The sequence below is a fragment of the Vibrio sp. 2304 genome (assembly GCF_033339475.1).
Classification (GTDB): Bacteria; Pseudomonadota; Gammaproteobacteria; order Enterobacterales; family Vibrionaceae; genus Vibrio; species Vibrio alginolyticus.
In genome coordinates, this window is sequence record NZ_JAWOUQ010000005.1 from 170256 (window position 1) to 185046 (window position 14791).

Annotated in this window: 16 protein-coding genes; 5 read left to right on the forward strand and 11 right to left on the reverse strand. The window is 44.5% G+C overall.

Translation table 11 applies throughout. The features are described from left to right. Nucleotides 1–25: 25 nt before the first annotated feature. Entirely contained in the window at nucleotides 26–802 is a 777-nt protein-coding gene (deoC, locus tag R7P64_RS12185; protein WP_005380133.1) for a deoxyribose-phosphate aldolase, read from the reverse strand. 90 nt (nucleotides 803–892) lie between these two features. Here deoC and R7P64_RS12190 point away from each other — a divergent pair, with 90 nt between their 5' ends. After that, nucleotides 893–1027, forward strand: coding sequence for a hypothetical protein (locus R7P64_RS12190; RefSeq protein WP_005391675.1), 135 nt, complete (start codon nucleotides 893–895; stop codon nucleotides 1025–1027). Between the two features lie 358 nt (nucleotides 1028–1385). Here the strand turns inward: R7P64_RS12190 and R7P64_RS12195 are convergent, their stop codons facing one another. The 6 genes from R7P64_RS12195 to R7P64_RS12220 all read right to left on the reverse strand — a co-directional run bounded on the left by R7P64_RS12195 (nucleotide 1386) and on the right by R7P64_RS12220 (nucleotide 6667). After that, entirely contained in the window at nucleotides 1386–2669 is a 1284-nt protein-coding gene (locus tag R7P64_RS12195; RefSeq protein ID WP_005380131.1) for a NupC/NupG family nucleoside CNT transporter, read from the reverse strand. A gap of 204 nt (nucleotides 2670–2873) precedes the next feature. Next, nucleotides 2874–3647, reverse strand: a complete 774-nt coding sequence (locus R7P64_RS12200) for a TatD family hydrolase (protein ID WP_318123564.1) — start codon at nucleotides 3645–3647, stop codon at nucleotides 2874–2876. Then, a complete protein-coding gene (locus R7P64_RS12205; RefSeq protein ID WP_005380125.1) occupies nucleotides 3634–3831 on the reverse strand; it encodes a DUF5363 family protein in 198 nt (65 codons plus the stop codon). Before R7P64_RS12205 ends, R7P64_RS12200 begins: the two co-directional genes overlap by 14 nt. 94 nt (nucleotides 3832–3925) lie before the next feature. Then, complete coding sequence (gene prfC, locus R7P64_RS12210; RefSeq protein WP_005380123.1) at nucleotides 3926–5515, reverse strand: peptide chain release factor 3; 1590 nt, start codon at nucleotides 5513–5515, stop codon at nucleotides 3926–3928. A gap of 285 nt (nucleotides 5516–5800) precedes the next feature. Further along, nucleotides 5801–6256 (reverse strand): ribosomal protein S18-alanine N-acetyltransferase, encoded by a 456-nt coding sequence (rimI, locus tag R7P64_RS12215; protein ID WP_005386430.1) that lies wholly within the window; start codon nucleotides 6254–6256, stop codon nucleotides 5801–5803. Between the two features lie 12 nt (nucleotides 6257–6268). Beyond that, nucleotides 6269–6667, reverse strand: coding sequence for a DNA polymerase III subunit psi (locus R7P64_RS12220; RefSeq protein ID WP_053306748.1), 399 nt, complete (start codon nucleotides 6665–6667; stop codon nucleotides 6269–6271). Nucleotides 6668–6826: 159 nt separating this feature from the next. On the opposite strand from R7P64_RS12220, the gene R7P64_RS12225 reads away from it, so the two are divergent. Continuing rightward, on the forward strand, nucleotides 6827–7273 hold the full coding sequence (locus R7P64_RS12225; protein ID WP_031781040.1) for a hypothetical protein: 447 nt from the start codon (nucleotides 6827–6829) through the stop codon (nucleotides 7271–7273). A gap of 62 nt (nucleotides 7274–7335) precedes the next feature. On the opposite strand, the gene R7P64_RS12230 is transcribed toward R7P64_RS12225, so the two are convergent. Together R7P64_RS12230 and R7P64_RS12235 are read right to left on the reverse strand one after the other, a co-directional pair. Further along, nucleotides 7336–7839: a GNAT family N-acetyltransferase gene (locus R7P64_RS12230; RefSeq protein WP_053349843.1), complete on the reverse strand. Its 504-nt coding sequence runs from the start codon at nucleotides 7837–7839 to the stop codon at nucleotides 7336–7338. After that, complete coding sequence (locus tag R7P64_RS12235; RefSeq protein WP_005394645.1) at nucleotides 7823–8350, reverse strand: ubiquinone anaerobic biosynthesis accessory factor UbiT; 528 nt, start codon at nucleotides 8348–8350, stop codon at nucleotides 7823–7825. The genes R7P64_RS12230 and R7P64_RS12235 overlap by 17 nt, the downstream gene beginning before the upstream one ends. Before the next feature lie 363 nt (nucleotides 8351–8713). Here R7P64_RS12235 and R7P64_RS12240 point away from each other — a divergent pair, with 363 nt between their 5' ends. The 3 genes from R7P64_RS12240 (at nucleotide 8714) to R7P64_RS12250 (ending at nucleotide 12799) form a co-directional block, all read left to right on the forward strand. Beyond that, nucleotides 8714–10753: a bifunctional diguanylate cyclase/phosphodiesterase gene (locus R7P64_RS12240; protein WP_005380112.1), complete on the forward strand. Its 2040-nt coding sequence runs from the start codon at nucleotides 8714–8716 to the stop codon at nucleotides 10751–10753. 133 nt (nucleotides 10754–10886) lie between these two features. Continuing rightward, on the forward strand, nucleotides 10887–11900 hold the full coding sequence (locus R7P64_RS12245; protein ID WP_005380110.1) for a ubiquinone anaerobic biosynthesis protein UbiU: 1014 nt from the start codon (nucleotides 10887–10889) through the stop codon (nucleotides 11898–11900). Between the two features lie 20 nt (nucleotides 11901–11920). Beyond that, nucleotides 11921–12799, forward strand: a complete 879-nt coding sequence (locus R7P64_RS12250) for a U32 family peptidase (RefSeq protein ID WP_005380107.1) — start codon at nucleotides 11921–11923, stop codon at nucleotides 12797–12799. 53 nt (nucleotides 12800–12852) lie between these two features. Here R7P64_RS12250 and R7P64_RS12255 read toward each other — a convergent pair whose 3' ends face one another. Next, nucleotides 12853–14199, reverse strand: coding sequence for an MATE family efflux transporter (locus R7P64_RS12255; protein ID WP_258480793.1), 1347 nt, complete (start codon nucleotides 14197–14199; stop codon nucleotides 12853–12855). A 124-nt stretch (nucleotides 14200–14323) separates the two neighbouring features. Next, entirely contained in the window at nucleotides 14324–14746 is a 423-nt protein-coding gene (locus R7P64_RS12260; protein ID WP_005394653.1) for a MarR family winged helix-turn-helix transcriptional regulator, read from the reverse strand. Between the last annotated feature and the right edge of the window lie 45 nt (nucleotides 14747–14791).

Sequence of the window (14791 nt, forward strand, 5' to 3'; positions counted from 1 at the left end):
CTACCGTTCAGACGTATTATTGGAATTAGTACGCTGTTGGATCAGCGACGTCGTCCGATACTTCTAATGTATTTAGTAGGTTGGTTAGCAGGCTAGACGCACCAAAACGGTAGTGACGAGCATCAACCCAGTTGTCACCTAGGATTTCGTCAGCCATTGCTAGGTATGCTGCTGCGTCTTCAGCAGTGCGCACACCACCTGCTGGTTTGAAACCAACAGTTTCTGCAACACCCATGTCGCGAATAACTTCAAGCATCATGCGAGCGTATTCTGGTGTTGCGTTTACTGGCACTTTACCAGTTGAAGTTTTAATGAAGTCAGCACCTGCTTCAATACAGATTTGAGATGCTTTCTTGATTAGTGCTTCTTCTTTTAGTTCACCTGTTTCGATGATCACTTTAAGAAGAATGTCACCACAAGCTTCTTTACATTGCTTAACTAGTTCGAAGCCTACTTTCTCATCACCCGCCATTAGCGCGCGGTAAGGAAAAACTACGTCAACTTCGTCTGCACCGTAAGCAACCGCCGCTTTTGTTTCAGCAACTGCGATTTCAATGTCGTCGTTACCATGTGGGAAGTTCGTTACTGTTGCAATACGAACCTCTGGCGTACCTTGCTCACGAAGTGTCTTCTTAGCAATAGGAATAAAGCGAGGGTAAATACAAATTGCAGCTGTGTTGCCTACTGCTGTTTTCGCGTCATGACATAGTGAGATCACTTTTGCATCAGTGTCATCGTCATTCAACGTAGTTAGGTCCATAAGTTTAAGTGCACGTAGCGCTGCTGCTTTTAAATCGCTCATTTCTATCTCCGATCAATATTCAAAAAATTCACTACTCAGCCTTACATCACGTCTTTAACTATAATCAACAAGTCGAGACAATGTGAGTAAATGGCTAAACAGTCTATTAATGAACGGACTTGGTTCCCTGAAGACTCGGCATATACAGCGAAAATTTATCATATGCCAATTGCTATCCTTGTCACCGCACAGTACCAGTTTGGCCTATGGCACAACAATCTATGATTGCGGTGTCTTTAATATCACATCACAAAGCAAAACGCCTATTAGATCTGATATTGCAGGGCAATTCATTTGCCCATCGATTATGTAATATTCATTACGTGATTAAGAATCAAGCTTAACCACTATCCTGTGATTAATACATTATAGAGTTTCACCGCAAAACTGTAGCACCAAATAGAACGCAAACGGTTTGTATCTCAAAATTTCCTAGCCCCTATTCCATTGACTGCGTAATACCTCGACTAAGGCAAACACCCGATGAAATTTTGGAGCCCGAAAAACGAAAAATGCCCCGCAGCAATCTCTTGCTACAGGGCATGATGTAAAACGGCGTCTATATATTAAGAACCGATTCTAATTATAGTGCTGCAAGGCTTAAGCAGAAGCCTGCAATTGTCGCTGCCATAAGGTTAGACAACGTACCTGCAAGAACTGCTTTAACACCCATGCGAGCGATGTCACTACGACGGTTTGGTGCAAGGCTACCTAGACCACCAAGTAGAATCGCGATAGAGGAAAGGTTCGCGAAACCACATAGTGCGAATGAGATGATAGCTGTTGTCTTCTCAGACATTACTTCACCAGTTGCCGCGATTACTTGAGCGTTTTCACCTAGGTATGGTGTGAAGTTCAAGTAAGCAACGAATTCGTTCACTACGATTTTCTGACCGATGAATGAACCAGCTGTTACAGCTTCTGCCCATGGAACACCGATTAGGAATGCTAGTGGAGAGAACGCGTAACCTAGAATTAGCTCTAGTGTTAGTTCTGGCATACCGAACCAACCACCGATGCCACCTAGCATACCGTTGATTAGCGCGATTAGACCAACGAATGCGATTAGCATTGCACCTACGTTAAGCGCAAGTTGTAGACCAGAAGCCGCACCGCCCGCAGCTGCGTCGATTACGTTAACTGGTTTGTCGTCACCGCCGTCCATCGCTTCTTCGATACTTTCGTGAGGCTGGTCAGTCTCAGGGTGAAGGATTTTAGCGAACAGTAGACCACCTGGTGCTGCCATGAATGATGCCGCAACTAGGTACTCTAGTGGAACACCCATAGATGCGTAACCTGCTAGTACACCACCAGCAACAGAAGCTAGACCACCACACATTACCGCGAATAGCTCTGATTGAGTCATTTTTGGAACGAATGGGCGAACAACTAGAGGTGCCTCAGTTTGACCTACGAAAATGTTAGCTGCAGCTGACATTGATTCCGCACGAGAAGTGCCTAGCGCTTTTTGTAGTGCGCCACCAAGAATCTTGATAACCCATTGCATAACGCCAATGTAGTAAAGAACTGAAATCAGTGCAGAGAAGAAGATCAGTGTAGGAAGAACACGGAATGCGAAGATGAAACCGCCGCCGCCGAATACTTCGAACATCTTGTCAGAAACAAGACCACCGAATAGGAATGATGAACCATCGTTACCGTAGTTGATAACGTTAGAAACACCTGAAGAGAAACCGTTTAGTAGATCACGGCCCCAAGGTACATACAGAACAAATGCACCTAATGCGAATTGGATAGCGAATGCGCCACCCACAGTTCTAAAGTTGATAGCTTTTCGGTTGTTAGAAAATGCTACTGCAATCGCAAGAAGCACTACCATACCGATTAGGCTCATAAACAGGCTCATAGTTTATGACTTCCTTATAAGTTATTTATTGGCGTGTTACAAAATGGAGCTATAAAGCGGGGGCAATTATACTCATGCAGAATCAATTAAAGTAATGCCAGCCTCACACTTTCCTATAAGATTCATGATTGATTCAACCAGCTTTGTGAGTTAATTCACAATAAGCAGGAAAACGTTTTCGATTTCAAACCACATCTTTAGATTTTATTCACATATCGAGAAAGCAAAATTGCTATTTTTCCACAGTTGAGAGGCAATCGATTGCTTTCGGCCGTTATGCAACTCTACGAGCTCATTAAAGACGTGAATGAGTTTGGATGGGTGATTTGACTCCCCTTGATATCCAAGTATAGGCATATCTGGTGCGTCTGTTTCGATTACTAGGTTTTCGAGTGGTAATTTTTGAATTGCGTCGCGTGTTTTCTTAGCTCTTGGGTAGGTAATCGTTCCTCCTACACCGATAAAAAAACCTAATTTGACCCACTCCATGGCTTGCTGATAACTCCCAGAAAAAGCGTGTAGCACACCACCTCTAGGGAGATTCGCCGCTTTCACCATTTGAATGAGGCGATTGTGCGCTTTTCGGCTATGTAAAATAACTGGGAGTTCGAAGCGTCTAGCCAGCTCAAATTGAACTTCAAGTATCTTTTCTTGCAACTGTGGACCAACATCAATGGCAAAATCTAAACCACACTCTCCTATTGCCACGCACTGTGGCCCTTTTTGATTTAGATAGCCTTCTAGCTCTGTAAGGTGCTGCTCAACGTTATCTTCAAGAAAATACGGATGAAAGCCGAGCGCATAATACAAATTGGCATGTTGCTCTGCCAAAGTTTGAATACGAGCCCAGTTTTGCGGACCGACGGAAGGAATCAAAATTCTTGCGACGCCTTGCGTTTGAGCAAGCTCAAGTTGATGCGCAAAGTCATCTTGAAACACATCAAAATCAAAGTGGCAGTGCGTATCAAAGAGCTTCATCTTGACGCTTTTTATCTGTATCTGCGGGCAGAAAATCAGAGGATGGTTGGGCTTCACTCTTCTCTTCAGTTTGATGGGCAGGGTCTTTTCGATATGGGACACAACTGCGTTTCTGATCGGGAGTTAACCCCATCTCTTTACACCAGTTGTCGTAACGCTTTAGCCCACGTTTAAACCAATTCATATCTTATCCTTATATAAAAACGCCCTTGGCTAAGTTTATAGCCAAGGGCGTTTTAAAATCTAGTTTGCGTTACGGCTTACCCTAACCGCGCAAATTAGTGCTCACGTGTCGCACGGAAATCAACGTCAGGAAAACGCTCTTTCGCTAAGTTTAAGTTAACCATTGTTGGAGCGATATACGTTAGGTTATCACCACCATCCAATGCTAAGTTCGCTTGATTCTTGCGTTGGAACTCATCCAGTTTCTTCGCATCACCACACTCAACCCAACGCGCAGTTGCAACGTTAATGCCTTCATAAATCGCTTCAACGTTATACTCAGACTTCAAACGAGCCACAACAACATCAAACTGAAGTACACCAACGGCACCAACGATCAGATCGTTGTTCTGTAGAGGACGGAATACCTGTACCGCACCTTCTTCTGATAGCTGAACCAAACCTTTGAGAAGCTGCTTCTGCTTTAGTGGATCTTTCAGGCGAATACGACGGAATAGTTCCGGAGCGAAGTTCGGAATACCAGAGAACTTCAGTGATTCACCTTGCGTAAAGGTATCACCAATCTGAATAGTGCCGTGGTTGTGTAGACCAATGATGTCACCGGCGTAAGCGTGTTCTGCACGTGCACGGTCACCAGCCATAAAGGTTACTGCATCAGAGATACTCACTTGCTTGCCAAGACGAACGTGGTTCATCTTCATACCTTGCGTGTAAGTGCCCGATACAATACGCATGAATGCGATACGGTCGCGGTGTTTTGGGTCCATATTCGCTTGGATCTTAAATACGAAACCAGAGAACTTCTCTTCAGTCGCTTCAACTTCACGTTCAACCGCTTGACGAGTTTTCGGCGCTGGAGCCCATTCAGTTAGACCGTCTAGCATATGATCCACACCAAAGTTACCTAATGCAGTACCGAAGTAAACTGGCGTCAGGTCACCTGTTAAGAACATTTCCAAATCAAACTCAGGGCAAGCACCCATGACAAGCTCAAGCTCTTCTCGAACACTTTCCGCAAGGCCTGCACCAACTTTTTCATCAAGCTCTGGGTTATCGAGACCTTTGATGATTCGAACTTCTTGAATCTCATGACCGTGACCTGATTCGTATAAAATCGTTTCATCACGGTGAATGTGGTACACACCTTTAAATTCTTTACCACAGCCGATTGGCCATGTAATTGGCGCACACATCATGCCCAACTCGTTTTCTACCTCGTCCAATACTTCCATTGGATCACGAACGTCACGGTCAAGTTTGTTCATGAAGGTTACGATTGGCGTGTCACGCAGACGCGTTACTTCCATCAGCTTACGTGTACGATCCTCGACACCTTTCGCCGCATCGATAACCATCAAACACGAGTCTACTGCCGTTAACGTACGGTATGTATCTTCCGAGAAGTCTTCGTGTCCAGGCGTATCAAGTAGGTTTACCAGACAGTCATTGTAAGGGAACTGCATTACAGAAGTGGTTACCGAGATACCACGTTCTTTTTCCATTTCCATCCAGTCTGATTTTGCGTGCTGTGCGTTACCACGACCTTTAACCGTACCTGCTTTTTGGATCGCGTTTCCGAATAAAAGGACTTTTTCAGTAATGGTGGTTTTACCCGCATCCGGGTGAGAAATAATAGCGAACGTTCTGCGCTTAGACACTTCGCCTAAAAAAAGGGGATTTGACATTAGTTAATCTTCTAAATTACTTTCATGCTCACAAAATAGGCAAGCATATCTACTATTCGATATTGTGCGGTATTCTCGCTTATTATCGCTGTGCTAGCAAACTGGAAAGACATGAACTGAATTTACTCGGCTCACCAGCCTTTACCTGCAACTAACAAGGGAAAGCCAGCGCCACACAAAGAGATGTAAAAATTCAAAAAATTATTATTACATATTCAAAAGCCTCGAATCCGGATACGCATTTAAAGCATAAGTGTTGATGAGGTAATTAGTAACGGCCTAAAACTAACTCAAAAATAAGTAACTCATGATAATGGCGTCTTCCTTACCATTTCCCGATTTAGCTGGGTAATAGTTGTAACGACGGTCCACTTCATTAAAACCTGCTTGCTCATAAATATGGATAGCTGGGTGATTACTTTCACGCACTTCTAACCAAGCACTCTCTGCTTTGGCTTGTTCACAGTGTTCAATAAACGCGTCCAGCAATTTTTGCCCTAGCCCTCTGCCCTGTTGAGAAGGCGCTACTGCAATATTTAATAGTGTCACTTCTCCAACAATATTCTGTCCATAGAAGTAACCAACCACTTGAGAGCCTTCCAGCATCACATGGTGGCAAGCACCGCGACTGGATAAGTCACGAACCAAAGATTCGGCCCAAGGGTGAGAATGTGCTTGCTGCTCGATTTGCCAAACTTGGTCGAGGTGCTCTGCACGCATCGGCGTAATTTCAATTGTCACGCATTAGCTCCGTTAAGAGTACGAACAGATTTGTTGCCACAATGCGCGGCGCTGTTCGTTATTACCATCAATATCTTGTAATAGTGGCGAGATCAGGTGCTTTGCCTTGATGCTTTTATCAGCCTCACAGCCTGCAAACCACACCCACTCTAGCTGATGTTCACCCAGCATGGATAAGCGCTCAGGCTCTAGGTGCAGCGCATCATCAAGCGTGAGCTTAATGCTTTTTAATACGCGCTCAAACATCAATGCCGTCTCGTTTTCTGGACATATTGGCGATACCAATAGGAGTTTACATGAACTTTGCAAATCCAATAATGGCGATTGATAGCCTTCCAGTCTTTCAGGGTGTACCAGCTCCCATGTGCTGATCCCCATTTCACGTAAATACTGTTTCTCGTTAATTGACATTTTCCGTCACCTATTTGAACGAGGGCAATCCTATCAAATTATCGCGATTATACCTAAAGGACTTCAAGGAACACCTGAACACAATGAGATGATTTGGATATTCCTTAACATAGCGTTTTGCCAACGGCCACACATTGGGTATGACATATAAGGTACATTATGAAATTCTTAAATACGCTACTACTTTGCACACTGGTAGCCGCCACCAGCATGAGTGTTTTTGCTAATAACAGCGATGAGTGGGAGCTGATTGCAACGAAAACCGTTAACTTTCATACAGAAACAGATACCGTGACACCAAATAGCCTATTCCGAAACCGAAGCTTCAGTAAAATAAAACTAAAATGTGTGCAAGGAACGGTAGACATTAATGGTTTAAAAGTCGTCATGACAGATGGTAGTGAGAAAAAGCTTTCCTCTATGGGCGTACTAACAAGCGGATTGTCGACTCGTGCCTGGAGCCTTCCAGGTACAAAAGAAGCCAAGCTAAAACAGATTGAAATGACTTACAGTAGCTGGGGAAGCACAAAACTCAGCCTGCTAGGGGTAAGTAAAAAAGCGAAAATAGAGGTCTGGGGCAAAAAGAAAAGTAACCAGTCATCCTAACCTCCCTATCTCAGTTTTCAGTGAATAAGAAAGAAGCCCACTTAGTCGTGGGCTTCTTTCATTTACAGTTCAGAGAACTCTGGCGCATAGTCTATGCGTCCGGAGCGTCCAGCACATTGACCTTCGACCAACTCTGCGATTCGAAATGCACCTTTAGGAACATCCCAAGCGCATTCAAAGCCCATCTCGTCGCATGATTGAAAACCCTGGCGCGCGTAATAATCGGGAGCGCCCAACACCACACACACTGGATAGCCAAAATCACGCAGTGAATCAAAACCTTCTTTGATCAACTCTGCAGCGATGCCTTGGCGACGGTAATCTTCATGAACAGCTAATGGCGCTAGCCCTTGCCATGACAAATCTTCACCATTTAAGGTCACAGGGCTAAATAAAGCATGGCCAATCACCTCTCCCTCATCTGTACACGCGACTAAGGAAAGTGTGAATTTGCTGTTTTCGCGCAAACGCATCACAAGCTCAGCTTCAGCTTCCGTCGGGAAGGCGTGTTTCAATAAGCGGTCAATGGTAAGAATGTCCGCAGGGGCTTCAGTTCGAATAAGCATTCGCTACTCCGGTTGGTTGTGCAGGCGCTTGAACTCCTTTCTGAACAAAATCAGCCAATTGATTCAAAGCGACTTGCATTGCTTTCGGTAACTGCTCTAAGTCGACACTGTCCATTAAGTTTTTCACTTCTAAGCCAAGCTCAGTATCACCTTCAATTGAAAGGCGACGTTGGAAGAACAGTGTGTCAGGGTCTTCTTTACGACCAGCAATCAGTACTAGGTCGTTTAGATTACCACTAAAACTCACATCTTCCTGAACTGGTTTTTCAGCTACCACCAATTTTTCGTCTTGATAGCTGATGTACCATGCTAAGTTCAAGTCTTTAATCGCAACTTTTAACCACTTGTCTTCAAGGAACTCAAAGTCACCATCTTCCAAGGCTTCTTTAAACACCATTTTTAGCCCTTCCAGCAACGCTTTTTGCTGAATTGGCTGTGGTAATAACTGGACTGGAGAACGCAAAATATTAGCTGCGTTCTTTACTAGTTGACTGCGAATCTTGTTTAACACGTTCATTATCCGTTACTTTGTCATTAGGTTGCTTATATTAAGCAATCGTGGCGATGAGATTACTGTTATGTATCAATAAAGTGCTTATTTTAGATTGGTGGTTTATTGCTCACTAACGCTTCTTTTTTTGAACTTACGTGTATTATTGATGCGAACAGGTGGATAAACACTTTTACAACCGTATTTTCAAAGTTATAGTTATCTGAGCGTATCCATGTGATTGTCGACTGCACAGCTAAAACCGCGAGCCCTTTAATGGTAAGTAACACTTTAGCTTGGTGGTAGACCGCCGCAGGCTTATCAGGGTGTCGCTTTTTATACACGGACGAATAATCTGGCTCATTGGAGATCGGTAATACCCTAATGCCTTCCCAGCAATTAAAACATTGGTTTGCCACGCTAACCTCAAATAGCCCTTTCTTCTTTGCCATTCTTGATAAAAAACACAATTATCGAATGGTAAGTGACCGTTACTGCGATATCGCAGGTTTAAGTCATGAGGAAATCGTCGGCTTAAACGATTGCCAAGTGCTGGGTGAACAGTTTTATAAGAAGCTTGCACCATACTATCAGCGCGCGTTCAAAGGGGCACATGTCGAAGCCGAAATCACGCTCGATGAAACCGACCTTGAAACCAGTCTTCACTTTAGTCTTTCGCCAGTTTTTGAAGGTAACGACATTCGCTTTGTTGTTTTTCACGCTGTCGATACTTCAGAAAAGCAGATACTCGTTCGCTCCTTAGAAGAGTCCGAAAGTAAGTTTGCGAAGTTAACACAACTGCTACCAGACGGCTTACTGCTTATCGAAGATGATATTGTCATCTCTGCGAACCCCGCATCAGCGCGCCTTCTCGGACTTAACTCTCCTCATGAATTGTTGGGCGAAGAGCTAAGTCGTTTATTCATCGATGAAAACAGTAAAAAGGTATTTAGTCATCGATTGAGTACATTAATTTCTGACAAACCTTTTGTCTGCTTAACCAGTGCAAGATGCGGCTTTGAACGGAAAGTTCAGCTACACGCGGATTCCACGGCGATATTAGGTAGCGAATCTCAAATTATCCTAATCCAAGATGCTGATGATGCGCCCAAAAACCTGTCTTCCGCATCGAATGAAGACATACACATTGACTCGCTCACCAAACTCTACAACCGCTTTGGCTTCACCAAACGTTTGGAACAGCTGATCAAAAAGCAAACACCGCTTCTGGTGTTCTATTTGGATATCGATAACTTCAAAAACATAAATGACTCACTTGGTCACCATATTGGCGATAAAGTGATTCAAGAGGTATCGGCCCGTCTTAAACGGTTACTACCAAACCAAGCGATTATTGGTCATTTGGGTGGCGATGAGTTTGGCGTCATTCTGCCGGAGCCAGAAAATACCCGCATGGCTGAAATTTTATCCGATCGCATTATCTCGTTGATCAACCAACCTTTCGACTTGCACCACTTCAGCAAACGCCTTGCCTGTTCAATTGGTAGCGTTCGATACCCTGAAGACGGACAAGATGCGCGAATCCTACTACAAAATGCCGATACTGCGATGTATGAAGCCAAAGATCGTGGTAGAAATCGTCTGATCAAATTTAACGATCAAATGAACAAAGAAGCGCGTATGCGTTTGTGGCTTGAAATCGAATTGCAAAAAGCATTGCAGCAGAACGGTTTGGAAGTGTGGTATCAACCTAAGGTTAACGCGCGAGACTTCAGTATCAACGGCGCAGAAGCGCTCGTTCGTTGGAAGCATCCAGTCGAAGGGTACATTAGTCCTGGCTCATTCATTCCTGTCGCCGAGCGAGCTGGGTTAATCGAACACCTTGGACGTGTCGTGATGCGTGATGTTTTCAATACGGTAAAACGTTGGAAACAACAGGGCATACTGCCAGGCCGTGTCGCCATCAACCTCTCTCCCGAGCAATTTGGCAACCCACAGCTGATCGACTTTATGGAAAAGTTGCTTCGCACTACCGAGCTTGATCCAAGCTGCATTACCTTCGAGCTAACCGAAAGTGCCGTGATGAGTGATAGCGAACATACACTGCAAATGTTGAATGCGATTAAAAAGCTTGGCTTCGCTCTCTCTATCGATGACTTTGGTACCGGCTACTCTTCTCTTTCCTACTTAGCGCGTTTCCCTATTGACGAGCTAAAAATCGACCGCGCTTTTATTAATGATATCGACACACTACCGAAACAAGTCACTGTGATTGAAAACATCATTAATCTGGGTAAGTCGCTCGACTTAACTGTCGTTGCCGAGGGGGTGGAAACCCACCAGCAAGCTACTTTGCTCTCTAACCTTCAATGTAATGCGATTCAAGGATTCCATTTTTATCGCCCACAGCCAAAACACGAAATTGAAGAGCTGTTTGTACAGAATCGTCGTCACAAGAACTAACCCCGACCCGATACCCTTACTCGCAAGGGGTAAATATCGACTTTATTGAGCTAAACCTAACTTAGGTCAATTTCGCTATTCATAATTCTTCATAAAATGCGGACACCTTTTTATTCTCAATGATTGTGAGCATATGGAACTCTTGTGTCCCGCGGGTAACCTGCCTGCGTTAAAAACTGCGATTGATTGCGGTGCCGATGCCGTCTACATTGGTTTCAAAGATGATACCAACGCCCGTCACTTTGCTGGCCTCAACTTTAACGGCAAAAAGTTAGAAAAAGCGGTGCAATACGTTCATGACCGCAATAAAAAAATTCATGTCGCGTTGAATACCTTCGCTCATCCCAATGGCTTCGAGCGCTGGACGAACGCAGTAGACAATGCAGCGGCACTGGGTGTAGACGCGCTGATTGTTGCAGACATTGCAGTGCTGGAGTACGCGGCTCGCAAATATCCCGATCTGGAACTACACCTTTCAGTGCAAGCATCAGCGACCAACGTCGCAGCCATTGATTTTTACAAACAAAACTTCAACGTAAAACGGGTAGTGCTACCCCGCGTTTTATCGATTCATCAGGTCAAACAGCTCTCACGCAACATCACTAGCGATGTCGAGTTAGAAGTCTTTGCTTTTGGTAGCCTTTGCATCATGTCTGAAGGTCGCTGCTACCTATCGTCATACATGACAGGCGAGTCTCCAAACACTGTGGGAGCATGCTCTCCAGCTAAGTACGTTCGCTGGCAAGAAACAGAAAATGGTCTGGAATCCCGCCTTAACGACATTTTGATCGATCGCTACAGCACCGGTGAAAATGCGGGCTACCCTACCTTGTGTAAAGGCCGTTTCGAAGCAGAAATCGAAGGCGAGAAAAAACGCTACCACGCACTGGAAGAACCAACCAGTTTGAACACCCTCTCTATGCTGCCAGAACTATTTGCTGCAAATGTGGCGTCTGTAAAAATTGAAGGTCGCCAACGTAGCCCAGCTTACGTAGAACAAGTCACTCGAACATGGCGAGCCGCGATTGACCGTTACCAAGCAAACCCAGAAGCTTATCAAGTCGAAGCGGCTTGGGATGCCGCATTGGCAAACGTGTCTGAAGGTACGCAGACCACACTTGGTGCTTATCACCGCAAATGGCAGTAGAGGTTAAGATGGATAATTCAATGAAATACGCGCTTGGCCCGCTGTTGTACTTCTGGCCAAAACAAGACATCGAAGCGTTTTATGAACAAGCGAAATCAAGCTCCGCGGACATCATCTATCTTGGGGAAACCGTATGCTCAAAACGTCGAGAAATGAAGCCTTCGCATTGGCTTGAAATAGCAAAAGAGCTGTCTGCATCTGGCAAGCAAGTGGTGCTATCAACAATGGCACTACTAGAAGCTCCGAGTGAAGTAAACATAATGAAGAAGTACATCGACAACGGTGACTTCGCGATTGAAGCAAATGACGTATCTGCTGTTCAATTGGCATCAGAGCATAAAGTGCCTTTCGTCGTTGGCCCTGCAATCAATACTTATAACGCACACACGCTCAACTTATTTTTGAAGCAAGGTATGATGCGTTGGTGCATGCCTGTCGAGCTCTCTCGCGAATGGTTAAACGATACTTTGGTTCAGTGTGACGAGCTTGGTATTCGTAACAAGTTTGAAGTTGAGGTATTTAGCCACGGTTATTTGCCTTTAGCATATTCCGCTCGCTGTTTCACAGCCCGAGCTGAAAACCTAGCGAAAGACGATTGCGAAACCTGCTGTATCAAATACCCTACGGGTATCCAGGTCAGCAGCCAAGAAGGACAAGAAGTCTTTAACCTTAACGGCATTCAAACGCAATCAGGGTATTGTTATAACCTGATCAATGACTTACCAAGTATGCAAGGCCTGGTTGATGTGGTCCGATTAAGCCCTCTCGGTGTGAGTACACTTTCTGAGTTAGAGCATTTTCGCTCAAACGAGCACGGCGACAACCCTGAAAAACTTGAAAGCCGCCAATGCAATGGCTATTGGCATCAGCTAGCTGGCTTAGAAGTAAAAAACATTTAGCTCCCCAAAAAAGAAAAGCGAGGCCCAACCTCGCTTTTCTCTATCAGCCATTGTTAACAGGCTTGCACTGTTGGCTCAGCCGAAGTTTCATTAAGCAGCTTTTTCACATCTCGCCACAACATACTGATCACGACCAAACTCAATGCAATGTTAGACAATGGGAAAGCTAACCAAATGCCTGTCACGCCGAAAAGTTTCGGCATAATGAATAAGAATGGCAACTGGACCAGCATGTTACCTAGTGTTACAAACATGGCTTTGCTGCCTTTGTTTACTGATTGATAGTACGCGGCCGCCACAACTAAAAAACCATCTAAGAACAACGCAAACATGTGTAAACGAATCCCGATCACGGTGCTATCAATCAACTGTTGGTCAGCATTATTAAACACCGCAACCAGTTCGTACGGGAAAAGGTTCATCAAAACAACGAACGCCACCCCACCAAGCACAGATGTCCCCATCGCGACCTTTAATAACTTTCTGATGTTCTCCTGATTACGTGCACCGTGGTTGAAGCTCACTAAAGGCTGCATACCATTCGCAATTCCTTCGGCTATCAGATAGTAAACCGTCACGATGTACCCCAAAATGGCGTACGCTCCGATCAACATTGCACTTCCGTATTGAGCAAATAACGCGTTGTGCAGTGCCACCATCACAGAGCCGTAGGCGTACATAAAGAAACTTGATGTACCTATCATGATAATCTTTGGTGCAGCATCAACCTGAACTTTGAAGTCGCTGATACGAAGGCGTAATGTTGCTTTTGAAGTAAAGAAGTAACCAATACCGAGCACAGTGACCACTAATTGTGCAAGTGCAGTGGCAATAGCGGCTCCGGTTAACTCCCACTCCAACCAAGCAATAAATACGTAGTCTAATACGATGTTAATAACGGCACCGATGACCATCAAAATCGTTGCTAAGTTCGGGCTGTCGTCATTGCGTAACAGAAACGGAACCGCGATAGAACCCAACGTGAATACGCACGCGACAATCAGAATATGCAAATATTGCAGCGCAAGTTCAAACACTCGCCCTTCCGCTCCTTGCCAGCGAATAAATTCATCCGAAAACAAGAACAATATTGTAGCAACGATTGGCATCAATGCCGCTAACAACGTCAATCCGGTCGTTAGGATTCGCTTAGCGCCTTCATGATCATTCTCTCCTTGCTTGATCGAGGTCAATGCACCAGTCCCCACCCCAATCATCATTCCTATACCGAGGATCGAACCGATAATAGGCCACGCAACATTGATCCCAGCTAATCCGTCAGCGCCAACATAACGGCCAATAAAAATGCCATCAACTATTTGATACAAACCGTTTACGAGCATTGCTGCGACGGTTGGAATCGTATATTTCCAAAACTGTCTATAAATTGAGTTTTGCATGACTGTCACCAGTAGTTAGCAAAGCTAACCATTTAATTAGCAAGGCTAACTAAATGGTTAAATTAAATAAAAGAAAAATGAAACACCAAAGGCTAATGCGTACAGCGGAGGCCTTTGGTTTAGTTTAAAATGACTTATTGCTCAATGCTTTATTCAGTAAAGCTTGTAACTGCTCAGCTTCTTGCTGATTTAATTGTTGCATCATTTGTTCAGAGATATCTTTGTACACTACCTGCTCCAAAGACATTTTTTCTGCGACTTCTTCTGTAAGCAACACACGCTTAGCACGAGCATCCTCATTACATGCGATGCGTTTCACCAAACCCTTTTTTTCCAGACGCACAACCATTGTCGACGCGGAAGGCTTAGTCACTTGCAGCTCTTCTGCAAGATCGGTTATTCGCACACCCTCAGGGTAAACCTGAATCACACGTAAATAATCGAACTCATTAAAGCTTAGATGTGATAATGGATCTTCTTTGGCATAGACACGCCAAGCTTTGGCGCAAAAACGCTCTAAATCAATCAAGCTTTCTTCTAATGCCATAAAAGCCACCACCACTTAGTTAGCAAGACTAACTATTTTAAATGA

Bases quoted from the DNA above. Each gene is read 5' to 3' on its own strand.
- deoC (WP_005380133.1), bottom strand. From the start codon at position 802: ATGAGCGATTTAAAAGCAGCAGCGCTACGTGCACTTAAACTTATGGAC.
- R7P64_RS12230 (WP_053349843.1), bottom strand. From the start codon at position 7,839: ATGCTTATTCGAACTGAAGCCCCTGCGGACATTCTTACCATTGACCGC.
- R7P64_RS12225 (WP_031781040.1), top strand. From the start codon at position 6,827: ATGAAATTCTTAAATACGCTACTACTTTGCACACTGGTAGCCGCCACC.
- R7P64_RS12190 (WP_005391675.1), top strand. From the start codon at position 893: ATGGCTAAACAGTCTATTAATGAACGGACTTGGTTCCCTGAAGACTCG.
- R7P64_RS12260 (WP_005394653.1), bottom strand. From the start codon at position 14,746: ATGGCATTAGAAGAAAGCTTGATTGATTTAGAGCGTTTTTGCGCCAAA.
- R7P64_RS12250 (WP_005380107.1), top strand. From the start codon at position 11,921: ATGAAATACGCGCTTGGCCCGCTGTTGTACTTCTGGCCAAAACAAGAC.
- R7P64_RS12240 (WP_005380112.1), top strand. From the start codon at position 8,714: ATGCCTTCCCAGCAATTAAAACATTGGTTTGCCACGCTAACCTCAAAT.
- R7P64_RS12255 (WP_258480793.1), bottom strand. From the start codon at position 14,199: ATGCAAAACTCAATTTATAGACAGTTTTGGAAATATACGATTCCAACC.
- R7P64_RS12200 (WP_318123564.1), bottom strand. From the start codon at position 3,647: ATGAAGCTCTTTGATACGCACTGCCACTTTGATTTTGATGTGTTTCAA.
- prfC (WP_005380123.1), bottom strand. From the start codon at position 5,515: ATGTCAAATCCCCTTTTTTTAGGCGAAGTGTCTAAGCGCAGAACGTTC.
- R7P64_RS12195 (WP_005380131.1), bottom strand. From the start codon at position 2,669: ATGAGCCTGTTTATGAGCCTAATCGGTATGGTAGTGCTTCTTGCGATT.
- R7P64_RS12205 (WP_005380125.1), bottom strand. From the start codon at position 3,831: ATGAATTGGTTTAAACGTGGGCTAAAGCGTTACGACAACTGGTGTAAA.
- R7P64_RS12245 (WP_005380110.1), top strand. From the start codon at position 10,887: ATGGAACTCTTGTGTCCCGCGGGTAACCTGCCTGCGTTAAAAACTGCG.
- R7P64_RS12220 (WP_053306748.1), bottom strand. From the start codon at position 6,667: ATGTCAATTAACGAGAAACAGTATTTACGTGAAATGGGGATCAGCACA.